This is a genomic window from Caballeronia sp. GAFFF2, from assembly GCF_023631485.1.
GTDB lineage: Bacteria > Pseudomonadota > Gammaproteobacteria > Burkholderiales > Burkholderiaceae > Caballeronia.
Genome location: NZ_JALQDA010000025.1, coordinates 29,573 through 47,017, shown reverse-complemented (window position 1 = coordinate 47,017; position 17,445 = coordinate 29,573). Strand labels below are relative to the sequence as shown.

Below are 17,445 nucleotides of genomic sequence, written 5' to 3'. Positions count from 1 at the left end.
AATTTCAACGACTCATCAGCACGGGCAAGAAACAACCCTTCAGAGAACCAGTACCCACCAGCCCGGCAAGGGCAAAAACCCCGACCAAATGGCAAACGCACTCCCCGAAAAACTTCTCCCCGGCGCATCCTACCCGCTGGGAGCAAACTGGGACGGCTTGGGCGTCAACTTCGCGGTGTTCTCATCGAATGCGCACCGCATCGAGGTGTGTCTCTTCGACAGCACGGGCCGCAAGGAACTGATGCGTTTCGATCTGCCCGAATGCACCGACGAAGTGTGGCACGGCTATCTGCCCGGCGCGCATCCCGGCACGGTGTACGGCTTTCGCGCTCATGGCCCCTATCAGCCGCAACATGGTCATCGCTTCAATCCGCACAAGCTGTTGCTCGATCCCTACGCGAAGAAACTCGTCGGCCCGTGGCGATGGTCCGACGCGCTCTTCGGCTATCGCGTGCATTCCAATCGCCTCGACATGTCGATGGATCGCCGCGACTCCGCTCCTGCAATGCCCAAATGCATCGTCACCGACGACGCCTTCGACTGGTCGCGCGACAATCGCCCGAACACGCCGTGGGGCGAAACCATCATCTATGAAACGCACGTGCGCGGCGCCTCGATGCTGCGCGACGATATCCGTCAGCACGAACGCGGTTCATTCGCCGCGCTCTCGTCGCCTTGGTTCATCGAGCATCTGCAAAAGCTCGGCATCACCGCCGTCGAATTCCTGCCCGTGCACGCGTTTCTCAACGACCGCTTTCTCGTCGAACGCGGTCTTAAGAACTACTGGGGCTACAACACGGCGGCGTTTTTCGCGCCCGAGCCTTCGTATCTTTCGACGCATCGGCTGAACGAGATGCGTATCGCCGTGCGGCAACTGCATGCGGCGGGCATCGAAGTGATTCTCGACGTGGTCTACAACCACACCTGCGAAGGCAGCGAACTGGGGCCCACGGTGTCATGGCGCGGGCTCGACAATGCAAGCTACTACCGTCTGATTCCCGGCGACGAGCGGCATTACATCAACGAAACCGGTTGCGGCAATACCGTGAACCTGTCGCATCCGCGTGTCCTGCAAATGGTCATGGACTCGCTGCGCTACTGGTGCACGGCGTTCAATATCGACGGCTTCCGTTTCGATCTCGGCGTGACGCTGGGCCGCGAAGGGCACGGTTTCGATCCCGGCTCGGGCTTCTTCGACGCTATTCGCCAGGACCCGATTCTCTCGACGCGCAAGCTCATTTCCGAGCCGTGGGACATTGGGCCGGACGGCTACCAGGTCGGCAATCATCCGCCCGGTTTCGCGGAGTGGAACGACAAGTACCGCGACGGCGTGCGGCGCTTCTGGCGCGGCGATTCGGGCATGCGCCCCGACCTCGCCGCGCGGCTCACCGGCTCGGCCGAGCTATTCAACCGGCGCTTCCGGAAGCCGTGGGCATCGGTGAATTTCGTGGCATCGCACGATGGCTTCACGCTCGCCGACGTTACCGCCTATTCGGAAAAGCACAACGAGATGAATCAGGAGGGAAACCGCGACGGGCACAATGAAAACTGCAGCGCGAACTGGGGCGTGGAAGGCCCGAGCGACGATCCCGCGATCCGCACCGTTCGCAATCGCCTCGCGCGCTCGATGATCGCGACCACGCTTCTGTCGCTCGGCACGCCGATGCTGCTGGGCGGCGACGAATTCCTGCGCACGCAGAACGGCAACAACAACGCTTATTGCCAGGACAACGACATTTCCTGGACCGACTGGGCCGCGGCGCATAGTTCCGAAGGCCGCGAGATGACGGAGTTCGTCGCAAGCGTCGTCGCGCTGCGCAAAAAGTACCCGGTTCTGCGGGAAACGCGCTTTCTCTACGGCGACCGCGAAGTGCTGCCCGGTCTTTACGATGTGAGCTGGTTCGACGAACGCGGCGTCGCGCTCGCCATCGAGGCATGGCAGGACCCTGAGGGCCGCGCGCTGACCTTGCGCCGGGCAGGGCCGGGACTCGACGGCGAGATCGACGTGATCCTGCTCCTCATCAATGGCTCAGGGCAGAACCTCGTCTTCACGCCGCCTCCGCCTCACTTGGAATGGAACGTGCTCCTGGATAGCGCTGAGCCCGACGCCATCCAGCGGCCGCTCGTCGGCAGCGAACTGGAGGTCGCGGCGCACAGTATCGTCGTGCTGCTCGCGCAACCGACCGGCGACGCCGACTGGCAGGCGGTCTGGATGGCGGGCGCACATCAGGGTCCGCGTCTTCTGACCGCGCTGCCTCCCGATCCGGGCACCATTCCGGCAAATCGACCGCCGGGCATCGATTCGGCTCAGTGAGGCGATTCACCACGGCTCGCGCGGCGCACAGAAAAGTGGCATATCCCGCAGTACACCAGGCTCGAAATCATGTCCGAACGTCCGATTGATCCGCACAAGCATCACCACGCGCATTGCCTTCCCTTCGGCGCGCATCTAACCGGCGCGGCGCGCGAAGCACCGCGCACGCGTTACCGTTTCTGGGCGCCGTCGCGCGACCGCGTGCAACTGGAGTTGCAGCGCGATGGCGATGCCGCGCCCGCGCTCATCGACATGCAGCCGGCCGGTGACGGCTGGTTCGAAGTCGAAGCCGATGGCGGCGCGGGCACGCTGTATCGCTATCGTCTGGATGCCGATCTCGCGGTGCCCGACCCGGCATCGCGCTATCAGCCGGAAGACGTGAACGGCCCGAGCGCGGTGGTCGATCCGCGCGCGTATCGCTGGACCAATACGGACTGGCATGGCCGGCCGTGGGAAGAAACCGTGCTTTATGAAGTGCACGTCGGCGCGATGGGCGGCTATGCGGGCGTTATCGCGCGTCTGGACGAGTTGGCGCAGCTCGGCGTCACGGCCATCGAACTCATGCCGCTGAACGACTTCTCCGGCACGCGCAACTGGGGTTACGACGGCGTGCTGCCCTACGCCCCGGATTCGGCCTACGGTCATCCCGATGAACTGAAGAAGCTCATCGACATTGCGCACGGTCTCGGCCTCATGGTGTTCCTCGACGTGGTCTATAACCACTTCGGCCCGGACGGCAACTACCTGCATGCATATGCGAAAACCTTCTTCCGCGAAGGCGTGGATACGCCCTGGGGTCCCGCGATCGATTTCGAGCGTCCGCAAGTGCGCGACTTCTTCTTCGATAACGCGCTGTACTGGCTCAACGAATATCGCTTCGATGGCTTGCGTCTGGACGCCGTGCACGCCATCAACGACGACGAATGGCTGCGCGAATTCGCGGACCGCGTGCGCAGTTCCGTGGAGACGGGCCGTCATGTTCACCTCGTGCTCGAGAACGAACACAACACGGCCAATCTGCTGGAGTCGCATTTCAACGCACAATGGAACGACGACGCGCACAACACGCTCCACGTGCTTCTGACCGGCGAGGACGAGAGCTACTACGGCGCGTATATCGAGAAGCCCACGGATAAGCTCGCACGCGTCTTGAGCGAGGGCTTCGTGTATCAGGGCGATCCATCGCCGATTCACGACGGCAAGCCACGCGGCGAGAAGAGTTCGCATCTTCCGCCCACTGCGTTCGTGATGTTCCTGCAGAATCACGATCAGGTCGGCAACCGCGCGATGGGCGAACGCCTGCGCTCGCTCACCGACGACGCCTCGCTCTACGCGGCGACCGGACTTTTGCTGCTGTCGCCGCAGATTCCGCTTCTGTTCATGGAAGAGCAATACGGTTCGAAGCAGCCGTTCCTCTTTTTCACGGACTATCACGACGAACTCGCCGATGCCGTGCGCGAAGGACGCCGCAAGGAATTCGCGAAGTTCTCCGCATTCACCGACGAAAAGCGCCGCGCGCAGATTCCCGACCCGAACGACAAGCGCACGTTCGCGATGTCGTCGCCGAACGTCGAAGGCAAAGCGGACGAACTGGACCGCCTCGACTGGCTGCACTTCTACAAGTCGGCGCTGGCCGTGCGTGCGAAACTCATCGCGCCGCGTCTGAAGGGCTCGAAGTCGCTCGGCGCTCAAGTGCTCGGCGACAAGGCCGTTCTCGCAAGCTGGAAGCTCGGTGATGGCGAAACGCTCACCATCGCGCTCAATCTCGGGCAAGCCCCGGCCACGCTTGAAGAAGCGCCGAAGGGCAAGGTCATCTTCGAGACGCCGGCACGCGCGCAGGATGGCGCGAGCGCGGGCGAACTCGGTGGACGCAGCTTTATCGCGTGGCTCAGCGGCGATGTCAACGGCTTTGCCCATGCACAAGGAACCCGCACGTGAGCGCCACTGCAAGCACCACGGGCGAAATGTCGCCCATCGAAACGCTCGCCGCGCGCGCGGGCTTCGAAGTCGAATGGCAGAACGCGCACAAGGCGATGCAGCGCGTGCCGGAAACGACGCTGCGCATTCTGCTCGAAAAGCTCGGCCTGCCGTGTGGCAACGCCTCGCAGATCAAGCAGAGCATGGCCGCCGTCGATGCCGAAATGAGCGGCCGCAAGTTGCCACCGCTCATCACGGCGGAAGTGGATCGCGGCATTGCGTTGCCGGTGTCGGCGGCGAAGTCGGGCGTGCGCTATCGCATCGAACTGGAAAGCGGCGAGGTTATCGACGGGCGTTTTACCGCGCCTAAAGGCGAGACCGCATTGCTCTCGCCGATTTCGGAGCCGGGCTATCACACGCTCGTCATCAACGACCATCGCACGACGCTGGCGGTAGCGCCCGCGCGCTGCTACACCATCGACGATGCGTGGCGCGCGCTCGACGACGCAACCGACCAAGCCGCCGCTGAAACCGCGCCGCCGCTTTGGGGCGTCGCCGCGCAAGTCTATGGTTTGCGCCGTCTGGGCGATGGCGGCGTCGGCGACTTCACGGCGCTGGCCACGCTCGCGACGCGGAGCGCGAAGCGCGGCGCTCATGCGCTCGCCATTAGTCCGATGCACGCCATGTTCAGCGCCGAGCCGAACAAGTTCAGTCCTTATTCGCCTTCGTCGCGGCTCTTTCTGAACATCGCGCACGTCGATCCCGCCGCCGTGTTCGGCGCGGCCGCCGCGCGCGCCGCGATCGAACAAGCCGGTGTGGCGGATGAATTCGCCGAACTCGAAGCGCTGCCGCTCATCGACTGGCCGCGCGCCATGAAAGCGCGCCTGGCCATTCTGCGCGCGCTCTTCGAGACGTTCTCGGCCGACAGCGCATCGCCTTTGGCGCAAGACTTCGCTTTGTTCGTCGAGGAAGGCGGGCGTGCGCTCGAAGATCATGCACGCTTCGAAGCGCTGCAGGCAGCGCAGCTTGCGGAAAACGGCGAAGGCCACTGGCGCAACTGGCCAGACGAACTGCGCGATCCGCGCAGCGATGCGGTCGCCGCATTCGCCGAAGCCAATCGCCACGAAGTCCAGTTCTTTCTCTTCACGCAATGGCTTGCATCGAAAGGCCTGCTGCACGCGCAACACGCGGCGCGCGACGCGGGCATGGCCGTGGGACTCGTCGCGGACCTTGCCGTCGGATGCGACAGCGCGGGCAGTCATGCATGGTCGTATCGCGATGAAATGCTGACAGGCGTGTCGGTCGGCGCGCCGCCCGATCTCTTCAATCAGGCCGGGCAGTCGTGGGGACTCACCACCTTTTCGCCCCGCGCCATGCGCACGCAAGGCTTCTCGGCGTTCATCGACATGTTGCGTTGCGCGTTCGCGCGCGCGGGCGGCATTCGTATCGATCACATTCTCGGGCTGAGGCGGCTGTGGCTCGTGCCCGAAGGCGAAAGCGCGAAAGACGGCGCCTATCTGCGCTACCCGCTCGAAGACCTCTTGCGGCTGATTGCGCTGGAATCGTGGCGGCATCGCGCGATTGTCGTCGGCGAAGACCTCGGAACCGTGCCGCCGGGCTTCACCGAACGCTTGCAGGAGCACGGCTTGCTTGGCATACGAGTGCTGTGGTTCGAACGCGAAGTGGATGGCCCCGGCTTCAAGCCGCCGCGCGAGTGGGACAGCGGCGTGACCGCCACCACGACCACGCACGACCTGCCGACCGTCACCGGATGGTGGCGCGGCGAGGATATCGTGTGGCGCTCGAAGATCGGCCAGACGGCGGCGCGCGAAGACGGCCGCGATGCGGTGGAAGTAGCGCAGGAAGAGCGCGGCGCCGATCGTGGCTTACTATGGCGCGCTTTCCAGGAAGCGGGTATTGCTCCGTCCGATGTCGATGCGCCTCCGGTCGAGGAAGCGCCCGTGGATGAAGCGCTCGCTTTCGTGGCCGCGACGCCCGCGCCGCTCGTCACGTATCCGCTCGAAGATCTGCTTGGGCTTGCTGAACAGCCGAATCTGCCCGGCTCGATCGACGAGCATCCGAACTGGCGGCGCCGTCTTGCCGCGCCTGTCGAGGAACTGTTTCTCGACGACGCATTTTCCGAACGACTGCTCGCGGTGGATGCCGCGCGCAAGCGTTCGACGCAATCCGACAATGTTGATTCACCCAAACCAGCCGACTCACCATGACCGTTCCGCGTTCCACGCTCAGGCTCCAGCTTCATAAGGACTTCACTTTCGACGACGCCGCGGCGCAAGTGGATTATTTCGCTTCGCTCGGCGTCAGTCATGCGTATGCGTCGCCGATCACGACCGCGACGAGCGGCTCCACGCACGGCTACGACACCGTCGACTACACGAAGGTCAATCCGGAGCTGGGCGGCGAGGAAGCCCTGCGGCGCTTCGTCGAGAAGCTGCGCGCGCACGACATGGGACTGATCGTCGATGTCGTGCCGAATCACATGGGCGTGGGCGGTTCGGAAAACGCATGGTGGCAGGACATCCTCGAATGGGGACGTCACGCGGCGCATGCGCGCTTCTTCGACGTGGACTGGCATTCGCCCGATCCTGCATTGCGCGGCAAGGTGCTCGCGCCGTTTCTTGGCGCTTCCTATGGCGACGAGTTGCAGGGCGGCAAGATCAAGCTCGCGTACCGGCCGGATGAAGGACGCTTCGTGGTGGAGTACTACGCGCATGTGTTCCCGATCTGTCCTGTCGATTACCCGGTCGTGCTGCAAGAAGCGCCGGAACTCGCGCACCGTTTCTCCGGCTTGACGACGCAGCCTGCCGATCAGCCGCGCGCGGCCGAAGCGCGCAATGCGCTCGCGACCATTGCTCAAACGGAAGGCGGCAAGGCCGCGATCGAAGCGATTCTCGCCGCGCATTCGCCGGACACGCCGGTTGGACGCGAGCGGCTGCATCGTCTGCTCGAACGGCAGCATTATCGCCTCGCATGGTGGCGCACGGCCGCCGACGAAGTGAACTGGCGGCGTTTCTTCGACGTGAGCACGCTCGGCGGCGTGCGCGTCGAGCGGCCTGAAGTGTTCGAGGCATCGCACGCGCTCATCTTCAGGCTCTTTACCGAAGGTTTGATCGACGGCGTGCGGATCGATCACGTCGATGGTCTTGCGGAACCGCGCGAGTACTGCCAACGCCTGCGCGCGCGGCTCGAAGAGTTGTCCGCGCAACGGCCCGAGGCTTTACGGCATGGCAACGGCCATACGTATTTCGTCGTCGAAAAGATTCTCGCGCGCGGCGAACCGCTGCGCCGCGACTGGCAAGTGGATGGCACCACGGGCTACGACTTCATGAACGATGTCGGCGCGCTGCTGCACGACCCGGCAGGCGCCGAGCCGCTCGCCGCGTTGTGGGCCGATATCACCGGCCGAAGCGCGAGCTTCGCCGACGAAGCGCTCGCCGCGCGCCGCAAGATTCTCGCGGAAAACTTATCGGCGGAACTGGATCGCGTGACGCGTGCGCTGCATCGCATTGCACGCGACTCGCACAACACGCGCGACTTCACGTTCACGTCGATCCGTCGCGTGGTCGCGGAACTGGTGATTCAGTATCCGGTGTATCGCATCTATCCCGTTAGCAGCGTGCGCAGCGCCGAGGATGAGAAGTACTTCTCGCAAGCGCTGAATGCCGCGCGGGCATCGCTTTCGAGTGCGGATCATGTGGTGCTCGATCAGGTGGCGCAGTGGCTTGGCGGCAAGTTGCCCGACGAAGCGCCGGTCAGCACGCCACCGGCCGAGCGCGCGGAACGCCCGCGTGAGCGCGCCGCCGAACGTGGACGCGACCGGAACCAGAGTCAGGCGACGGCTGCGCAAAACGCGCAGCCGTCGAGCGGATCGCAGCGGCGTGCGGCGCAGACGCTGTTTTCGCAGCTCACATCGCCGGTTGCGGCAAAGGCGGTCGAAGACACGGCGTGTTATCGCTATGGAAGGCTCATCTCGCGTAACGAAGTGGGCGCGGACCCCGGCGAGTTTTCTTTGTCCGTCGAGGATTTCCACGCGGGCAACAAGGAACGCTTTGCCGCGTTCCCGCACGCCATGCTTTGCACCGCGACGCACGATCACAAGCGCGGCGAAGACGTGCGCGCGCGCATCGCGGCATTGAGCGAGATCCCCGAAGATTGGGCGACCACGCTCAAGCAATGGTCGACGCTGAACACGCCGTTGCGTCGTGGTGCCGATGCCGGCGACGACTGGGCGCCCGGCCCCGGCGCCGAAGCGATGCTGTACCAGACGCTCGTCGGATGCTGGCCGCTCACGCTCTCGCCGGATGACGAAGCGGGCGTCCAGGAGCTGGCCGAACGCGTCGCGCAATGGCAGTTGAAGGCGTTGCGCGAAGCCAAGTTGCGCACGAGCTGGTTCGCGCCGGACGAGGCGTATGAAAATGCCTGCCGCGAGTTCCTTTTCGATATCGTCTCGCCGCAGCGGCGCAATGGCTTTTTGCAGGAATTGTCGGCTTTCGTGGCGCGGCTCGGGCCGCTGGGCGTGATCGACAGTCTGCAGCAGACGTTGTTGCGACTGACATCGCCGGGCGTGCCGGACCTTTATCAAGGCACGGAGCTTTGGGACTTCAGTCTCGTGGACCCTGACAATCGCCGCCCGGTCGATTTCGAATTGCGTCGCAAGTGGCTTGCGGAAGTGGACCAGAAAGGTCCGCCTTCGGAGCAACTCGCCAACTGGCGCGATGGGCGCATCAAGTTGGCGGTGGTACAGCGTGCGCTTGCGTTGCGCAAGCATTGCGAGTCGCTCTTTGCTCAAGGTGAGTATGTGCCGCTCGCCATCGAGGGCGAACATGCTGACCGCGTGATCGCTTACGCGCGCCATGCCGGTAGCGCTTACGCAATCGTGATCGCCACGCGGCTCGCCGCGCCATTGCTGCCTGCTGGCAGCGATGTGCCGCTCGTCAAGGCGGAAAGCTGGGGCGATACGGCGGTCATCCTTCCGGAAGCGTTGCGTTCCCGTGCGCTCTTCGACTGGCTGAGCCCGAATGCGCCGAAGGCGGACGGCGAAAAGCTGTTCCTGCGCGATGCGCTGGCTTCGATGCCCGCGGCCTTGCTCGTTGAAGAAGGCGTGCCTTGCGCATGATCAAAGCATGAGTTAGTGAGACATGAGGCGGGCGCGCTTCTCACCACGCGCCCCGCCCTTGCCTGCGCTACTACTCGGCGTGCTCGACCTCTTCCTCGCGCGGATACACCCGCACCAGCACGATACGCGGCCCGTTCATCTTCTTGACGACGATGTCGAAGGCGTCGAACTCGACGCGCTGCCCTTCCTGCGGCAAGTCCCCGAGCGCATTGATGACGAGCCCGCCGACGGATTCCGCGCGGCCTTCGTCGATATCGATGCCAAGCGCGCGTTCCAGTGAGACCACCGGCAAGCTGCCCTTGCCCATCAAAGTGCCGTCGTCCATGCGCGACCAGTCGGCATCGCCCTGACGGAATTCGTCGTGAATCTGACCGACGAGTGCGCCCAGCAGATTGTCGAGCGTGATAAAGCCGATGGGCTTCGCGCCCTTGCGCCCCACGATGGCGAAATGCGGCGCGCCCTTGCGAAAGCGCCGGAAAAGTTCCAGCGCCGACAGATTGGGCGCGACGTATTGCACGGGACGGACATGGCGCGCGAGCTTCTCGATCTTTTCGGCATCCTTCGAAAAGCTGAAGTTGAAGCCGCGCGCTTCGCCGTCGCCCGCGAGGAACAAATCCTTCAGATGGATCATGCCGAGCACGCGTTCGCCGGAAGCATCCGCGAACAAGGGATAACGGCTGAAGCGATGCCGCGAGATCACGGCCAAGTTATCGCGCATGGGCAAGTCGTTGCGCAGGCCGACGAGTTCGTGCGCGGGACGCATCAGGTCCGACACCGTCATGCGGCTGAAGTCGAGCGAATGCGCGATGGTGTTCCACTCGTCCGCGTTATACGAAGACGCCCCGCCAAGACGACGCCCGCGCAGAATGAGCTTGAGTTCGTCGGTGGAATAGTGGGCGTCGTGACCGTGTTCCGCCGACATGCCGAAAAGCCGCAACACGAGATTCGCGCTCGAGTTGAGCACCCAGATGAACGGGTACATGGCCCAGTAAAAGCCATAGAGCGGCGTGGCGAGCCACAGGCCGACTTGCTCGGGACGGCGAATGGCCCACGACTTGGGCGCGAGTTCGCCGACCACGATATGCAGAAACGAGATGACCGAGAACGCGAAGAAGAGCGACACGGACTCGACGAGCTTTTCCGACTGAACGCCGATGAGCGCAAACAGCGGATGCAGCAGCGAAGCGAACGCGGGTTCGCCTATCCACCCAAGCCCGAGCGACGCGAGCGTGATGCCCAGCTGACACGCGGACAAATAGGCGTCCAGCTGGCTATGCACCTTCGCGAGCAGACGCCCCGGCAGGCCGTTGGTCCGCGCGATGGCCTGCACGCGCGTCGCCCGTAACTTGACGAGCCCAAATTCCGCCCCGACGAAAAAACCATTCAGGGCAACGAGCAACAATGCGCCGACCAGCGCGACAACCTGAGCCAAAGCAACTCTCTTCGAAAGTGGAAAGCGTCAGTATATGGGCGACAGGCAAACGAAAGTCAATTTACGTCCTCAATTACATTCCCGCCACCGGAATACGCATGGTGGCCGTGACGGCTGCACCATTGACGATATCCGTGTGCTCGAACGCGCCGCCATGCGCCTCCGAAATGCGCTTGCAAAGCGCAAGGCCCCACGCGATGCGGCCGGCTTCGCGCGGCTCCAGCGCCTGTCTGCGCGCGAATGCCTCGAGTACATGCGCGGCCGATGCATCGGTCAATGCGGACGCCGCAACCGTGAAGCGCACGTCGGTGCGCCACGTGCTGCCTTCGATGTTGCTCGATACCTGCACCGTCGTGTCGCGCGCGCTTGCTTCGGTGGCGAATGCCGCCATGAGCCAGAGCGCGTTGGTGAGCCGATCGGCGTCGCCTTCCACTTGTTCTTCCACGAGCGGCGAGTCGAGCGTGATGCTCACGCCGCGTCGCTCGCCGATAGCCTCGCGTGCGAGCGCGACGCCACGCTCGAGAAGAGCGCGCGCGGCGGCAGGCGCGATGGCAAGCGCGACGGCCTTGGTTTCGGCACGCGTCGTATCGATCGACTGTTCGATCAGCTTGACTTGCTGTTCGACGCCCGAGCGAATGCCCGTGAGCGCACGCTGGGCGGCGGGGTCGTTTGCATCGACCTTGCGCTCGAGCACATAGCCCCAGCTATGAATGGCGTTGAGCGGACCGCGCAAGTCGTGCGATACGACCGAGAGCACGTGATCGCGCATGAACAGCGCGGCTTCGGCTCGCAGATGCGCGATGCGCGCTGCGTTGCCGCTAGCACCCGTCGCGTTCGCGCAGGTCGAGACGATCAGCGTCACGGATTCGGCGACGGGCAGCGCAAGTATGTTGAAGACTCGCGTGGAATCGTCCTCCTCGATGCTGACCTGCGCGCGCCGGGCGCCGTTGCCCGCGAGCGCGGCATCGGCTGCAACCGAAAGCGACGCGATCAACGGGGCGGGCAGCGGGAGATCGGCGAGTGCGCGTCCGCGCAGCGCGGTGGAATCGACATCGAAGAGATGGGAGAAGACGGCGTCGGCACTGAGGCAGCGTTGGGCCGCATCGAGCACCAGCAAGCCATCGTTTCCGGCGACGGCCGTATCGAAGGACTGAGTGTCTCCGGGCTCGACCGTACTGGAAAATGACGTGATCACGGTTTTGGGTCCTTGCGTGGATCGGTGTTGAGGTTCTGTCGCGAGCGGCGTTCCGGTCACCAGGAGCGCGTCGCGCGAGGCCAAGCCTGCGGGTCTTCCGAGAGGCCATTATAGGTGAGCGCCTGCCGCACGAACGGCTCTGTTTGCTCACGAACTACGGGGCAATTCCAGCAATTGGCGTGCACGGACGTGCGAAGAAAACGAGGGCGTCATGCGTCCCGGATTCAACCATTGCGAAACCGCGCCGATATACAGTCAGTGCAATTCAAATGGCCGATATCCGCGGATAACCAACGCTCTCATCCGCTATACCCGCCATCTGCGAGCAGCAATTGAAACACGCGTGTCTTTTACTCGCTCTAAGCTGATTATCCGCGCCTGACAAGGATTCAGCGGGTTTTGCAGAGCGATGCACGAAATCGCGCTTGAAGATACGGAAATCGTTTGCGAAGAAGCGGAAATTTCATGCGTGCGTCGGCGAACATTCCAAGCTTACAACTGCCTATAGCATTTGTCAGGAGACTACGTATGGACGGCTGGTCGACCTTTATTGTCGGCCCTCGAACGCCGGCCGCGGCCACGGTGGCTTCAACTAAAACTTAATCCGGTGACACGAGCCTATGACACGCGTCGAGAGCGACACCCCCAGAACCTTGCTGTCGGTGATCATTCCCGCCTATAACGTCGAGCACTTTATAGCCGCATCGTTGGAATCCGCGCTTTCGCAGCCGCGCTCCGACGAGATCGAACTTATCGTTATCGACGATGGTTCCACCGACCAGACACTCGCCCGCATTCTCGAAGTGCAGAAGCGCGCGCATGGCAAGCAGATTCACGTGATTCACCAGGAAAACCGTGGTGTTTCCGCCGCACGCAATCGCGCGATTGCAGAAGCGAAATCGCCCTATATCGGCTTTCTCGATTCCGATGATGTCTGGTCCGCGGATTTCACCGCCAAGATCATGCCGCTCCTCGACGCGCAAGCCGCGGACATAATCGAGTTTAACGTGGGCATCATCAATTCTGGCGGCAAGGTGATCGACAACGTGAAGCTGATCGACCGCTCGACCATCGGCTCGCGCACGTGCGATCTCGACGCGCTGCTCGACTTCGCGCACGTGTATCAGGTGTTCCCGGCCGCGCGTGTCTACAAGCGCGAATTGTGGGACGGCATCGAGTTTCCGGCAGGCCGCGTGTACGAAGACGCCGCCGCCATTCCGCTCGTCTACGCGCGCGCCCGCACGCTGCATCGTCTGGCCGACGAACTGTATTCTTACCGCCGCCGCGCGGGCAGCATCACGACCAAGGCCACGACCTATACGGTCACGAGCCTCACGATCTGCGCGGAAGAAACACTGCAACGCTGCGATGGCGGTCCGTACGACGCCTTCTGGCTCGCCATGTTCCACAAGATTTTCGGCTATGCGTGCCACCAGGCCGCGCGTGTGGATGCCCGCGCCTATGACGATGCGATCCGCGCGATCGAAGCCACGGCGGAGCGATATCGCGTGTTCGCGACGCAGCGCGGCGAAGAATCGAAGGAATTGCGTTTCCACAAGAAGATTGCCGCGGACCGCCGCCTGTTTCTCGCCAAGCGCCTGATCAAACGCGTGCTGGGCATGGAACTTCGCGCGCCCGCCGCCGCGCCGCGCGCGATGCCCGCAGGCAACCGATGACTCCGCGTATAAAGGCGCACTGATGCAGATCTATCCGATCAAGCCCGGCTTCACCGCTGGCGAACCGTTCGAAATCGCCGTGCAACCGGGATCGCGGTTTTCCATCGCCATCTATCGGCAAGGGCATGACGAGAATCTGACGAGCGTGGGCGGCGTGGCCGTTCAGGCAGGCGGCGCCGTTACGGCGGAACTCAAGCACGGCAAGTACGTGTTCCAGTCGCCGGGCCGCATGACGCCCGTGCGCTTCGACGAAGACTGGGGCTGGCCGACCATCACCATCAAGCCGAACACGGCGTCGCTCGAAACGGGCGCGTATGTGGTGATCGCGTATGAAGTCGGCGGCAAGGGCGAGCCCCTGACCGAGCTCGGTCGACGCGCCGCCACGCACAAGCCGATCTTCGCGGGACCGCCCGACAGCGACAGCATGGCGCTCGTCATCGCGCGGCCGCGCAAGCCTTCCGCCGATATCGCGTATATCGTGCCGATCAACACGTATCACGCATACAACTCCATCGGCGGCGGCTGTTATTATGGCGACCCGATTCATCGCACGAAGCCCGCGACACGCGTGAGTCTTCGTCGGCCAGGCGGCGGTCTTGGCGCACAGCTCGGCGAGCCGAACGATCCCTATGATTCGCGCTCGCCGCGTCAGCAATTCACGCATTGGGATGCGAAGTTCATTCGCTGGCTCAAGGCGGAAGGAATTGCTTGCGACTTCTACACCGACCACGATCTGCATCGCGGCACGGATCTCAAGCTCGCGAACTACCGCTGCATGTTGAGCGTGGGGCATCACGAATACTGGACCACGGAAATGCGCGAGCGCGTGGCGGGCTTCATCGCGCAAGGCGGCAACCTCGCGGTCTTCAGCGGCAATACGTGCTTCCGTCCGGTCGATTTCGGCGATGCGCCTATGGAAGGCGATTTCAAGATCATGAACCGGCTTGCCGAGAAATGGCCCGATCACGATGAATCGAATCTCATCGGCCTGAGCTATGGTTACGGCGGCGGAAAATACGGCGAATGGAAACGCTTGCGCGGCGGATGGATCAGACGCGAGCGCGAAGCGATCGGTTTTACGGTGCGTCAGGCGAATCACTGGGTCTTTGCAGGCACCGGCTTGCGAGAAGGTCAGACGTTCGGCGCGGAAGATCGTCTCGTAGGCTATGAAGTGGATGGCGTGCCGCCTGTCGCGAATGGCTTCGTGACGCTTGCGGATACCGTCAAGCTCACGGGCTGGGATGTCGGCGGCGCGGGCGCAATGGGCGTCTTCAAGCCCGATGCGAATGGCTCGCCGGAACAAGGCGAAGTGTTCAATGGCGGCACCACGGACTGGGCGCGCGTTCTCATGAACACGAGCGCGCAGAGCCATGTCGTCGTCGATCAGATCACGCGTAACGTCGTGCGACGGTTCATCGGCTTGCCGCCGCTCGTGATCGAGCGACACGACACGCTTCTGGACCAGACAGTGAACAGCGAGAGCGAGATTGCTAGCGCGATGCTCGCCCAATAGTCAAGTAGTAGCCGGCAGTGTGCGTGTGCAAACCCACTGACGAATAAATTTTTTTATTGTTAAATACGTCCGGCACGACAACATGAACCGCTTCGCGTGGGCTTACCGCTCGAGAGCGGTTCATGTCGTTCATACTTGCGCTCCTTTGCCCTGAGGCCAAGGCGAGGATGTGTCTAACCCCATTGGTCTTGCTGCGCTCGAAGTAGCGCATGCGCCTGACGAAACGATTCGTTACACGCGTTGTCATGCAATGCCCTTTTAAACGGGCGAACATGCGACAAGGCCGCAAACTGCGTTACCGCGATCAGTCAGCGCTCAAGCCGGAACCTATCGTTACATGGCATCTTTTCGAAAGAACTTCACCATCCTGATGACGTTGCAGGTATCCACATACCTCGCACCGCTTCTCACGCTGCCGTGGCTTGCGCGCGTACTCGGCCCCAGCGAATATGGACGCCTTTCGTTCGCACTCGCCTTCTCCGCTTATTTCATCACGCTTACGAATTACAGTTTCTCGTTGACGGCGACACCAAGAGTCTCGATCAATCGCGATGACCGCGCCATGCGCTCGCAGGTCTTCTGGGAAACCATCCTCACGCAAAGCGTGCTTGCGCTTGCAGGCTTCATCATCCTGCTCGCGGTGACGTTCATCGTGCCGTATCTTGCGGAAAACCGCGACTTGCTGCTATTGGGCTTCGGCATGGCGGTTGGCTCCATGCTCATTCCCACGTGGTATTTCCAGGGCGTGGAAGACCTCGGCATGATCAGCGTATTCGTATTCATCGGACGCGCCTTGAGCATTCCGGCGATGTACCTCTTCGTGCGTCATCGCGGCGATGTCGATATCGCCATGGCCGTCAACACGCTCGTGCCGTTGTGCTCGGGCATCGCAATTTGCACGTATTTGTACTTTCGACGCGAACTCGACTTCGTGCCGGTATCGCTGTCGACCATCTTCACGCGCCTCAAGGAAGGATGGAGCGTGTTCATGGCCACTTCGCTCGTCGATATCTATGCATCGAGCAATATAGTCTTGCTCACCTTCATTGCGGGCAACGTGGCGGGCGGCTACTTCGCGGCCGGCGACAAGCTGATTCGCGCGGCGTTGAACATGCTTCAGCCGCTCAAGACGGCCGCTTATCCGCGCGTGAGCTTCCTCATGCATCATGCGCGCGATGACGCCTTCGCCTTTCTGCGCAAGATGTTCGTGCTGCAAGGGTCGATCGTCTCGCTCATCTCCGTATGCATTTTCTTCGGCGCGCCGCTTGCCGTGAAACTGCTTTATGGTCCCCAGTTCGCGCCGACCGTCGACGTGCTGCGCTGGATGGCATTCGTCCCGTTGATGGCCGGCCTCTCCGATCTCTTCGGCGTTCAGACCATGCTTCCACTCGGCATGAAGGCGCAATTCAGCCGTGTACTCATCGCTTCGGCGGTTCTGAACTTCGGTCTTCTCGCCGTGCTTGCCAGGCTCTTCGGCGAGCAAGGCGCGGCAGCCACCGTGCTGATCGTCGAGACGTCGATTGCCACCGCAATGTTCTGCACCCTGCACTTCCAGGGCGTACCCCTGCTCCGGCGCGCCATGCCGGAAAGCGCCGGTTCCTGACCAGGCTTGAATCGTGCACAAGGCACGTTTGCATCGGCATGACGAGCTTTAAACGGCTCCGTCATGCGGTGCACGGTTAGCCACTTCTACCTAATGTCCAGACGATTCACGCTCCCACATTTCCGTTCGACGACGCACCGTTACTGCAAAAGTTGCGTTTTTGTATGTGTCGAAACGCACGGACGCCAATTGTTTGAGCCGATATCGTACTAGTAACAACATCAGGTAGGCAGGGTGAGGACCGGAATGAACTCAAACGACCCGACGCTCGAACGTGTGCGAGAACTCGCTGATCGTGCAGACAGGCTGCGTATGCAGTCCGTCGCGATTCCGCTCAAGGAACTCAAAGCCCTTGTGCAACTTTGCGACCAAGCGCTCGAACAGAAATACGCTTGGCTCAAGGCCGAATCGGAAGTCGATTAACCCGCTGCCTTGCTCGCTTGCATTCGTCTTTAACTGCGTGAACAAACTGTCGACGCTGGCCTAAGAATTCTTTAGACCAGTTCGCAGTTTTGATTTTCCTTATGCCAGATTCGCTAACGCGGGCTTTGCAAAGCCGATTAGCAGGGGAATCAGCAAGTCCGTGTGCGTTGCCGCCCGGTTCTGAGAGATCGAGGCGCACCGGTTAGGTTGCATATGTATTAATCGAACAGAAAAA

Annotated in this window: 10 protein-coding genes; 8 read left to right on the top strand and 2 right to left on the bottom strand. The window is 62.4% G+C overall.

Annotation, left to right across the window (positions count from 1 at the left end; translation table 11 throughout):
• Window positions 1-88 precede the first annotated feature (88 nt).
• The 4 genes from glgX (at window position 89) to treY (ending at window position 9,368) form a co-directional block, all read left to right on the top strand.
• Window positions 89-2,314 (top strand): glycogen debranching protein GlgX, encoded by a 2,226-nt coding sequence (glgX, locus tag NCT04_RS16050; RefSeq protein ID WP_250466497.1) that lies wholly within the window; start codon window positions 89-91, stop codon window positions 2,312-2,314.
• Between the two features lie 69 nt (window positions 2,315-2,383).
• The gene (gene treZ / locus NCT04_RS16045; protein ID WP_250466496.1) at window positions 2,384-4,252 is read left to right on the top strand and encodes a malto-oligosyltrehalose trehalohydrolase; all 1,869 of its coding nucleotides are present in this window, start codon (window positions 2,384-2,386) and stop codon (window positions 4,250-4,252) included.
• A gap of 26 nt (window positions 4,253-4,278) precedes the next feature.
• The gene (gene malQ / locus NCT04_RS16040) at window positions 4,279-6,459 is read left to right on the top strand and encodes a 4-alpha-glucanotransferase (RefSeq protein ID WP_250466526.1); all 2,181 of its coding nucleotides are present in this window, start codon (window positions 4,279-4,281) and stop codon (window positions 6,457-6,459) included.
• Window positions 6,456-9,368, top strand: coding sequence for a malto-oligosyltrehalose synthase (gene treY / locus NCT04_RS16035; RefSeq protein ID WP_250466495.1), 2,913 nt, complete (start codon window positions 6,456-6,458; stop codon window positions 9,366-9,368). The genes malQ and treY overlap by 4 nt, the downstream gene beginning before the upstream one ends.
• A gap of 70 nt (window positions 9,369-9,438) precedes the next feature.
• Here treY and NCT04_RS16030 read toward each other — a convergent pair whose 3' ends face one another.
• Entirely contained in the window at window positions 9,439-10,800 is a 1,362-nt protein-coding gene (locus NCT04_RS16030) for a hemolysin family protein (protein WP_250466494.1), read from the bottom strand.
• Window positions 10,801-10,873: 73 nt separating this feature from the next.
• On the bottom strand, window positions 10,874-11,995 hold the full coding sequence (locus NCT04_RS16025; protein ID WP_250466493.1) for a histidine kinase dimerization/phospho-acceptor domain-containing protein: 1,122 nt from the start codon (window positions 11,993-11,995) through the stop codon (window positions 10,874-10,876).
• 620 nt (window positions 11,996-12,615) lie between these two features.
• Here NCT04_RS16025 and NCT04_RS16020 point away from each other — a divergent pair.
• The 4 genes from NCT04_RS16020 (at window position 12,616) to NCT04_RS16005 (ending at window position 17,210) form a co-directional block, all read left to right on the top strand.
• A complete protein-coding gene (locus tag NCT04_RS16020; RefSeq protein WP_244829143.1) occupies window positions 12,616-13,671 on the top strand; it encodes a glycosyltransferase family 2 protein in 1,056 nt (351 codons plus the stop codon).
• A gap of 22 nt (window positions 13,672-13,693) precedes the next feature.
• Window positions 13,694-15,184: a N,N-dimethylformamidase beta subunit family domain-containing protein gene (locus NCT04_RS16015; RefSeq protein ID WP_250466492.1), complete on the top strand. Its 1,491-nt coding sequence runs from the start codon at window positions 13,694-13,696 to the stop codon at window positions 15,182-15,184.
• 337 nt (window positions 15,185-15,521) lie between these two features.
• Window positions 15,522-16,787 (top strand): flippase, encoded by a 1,266-nt coding sequence (locus NCT04_RS16010; protein WP_250466491.1) that lies wholly within the window; start codon window positions 15,522-15,524, stop codon window positions 16,785-16,787.
• 246 nt (window positions 16,788-17,033) lie between these two features.
• Complete coding sequence (locus NCT04_RS16005; protein ID WP_244829140.1) at window positions 17,034-17,210, top strand: hypothetical protein; 177 nt, start codon at window positions 17,034-17,036, stop codon at window positions 17,208-17,210.
• Window positions 17,211-17,445: the final 235 nt, after the last annotated feature.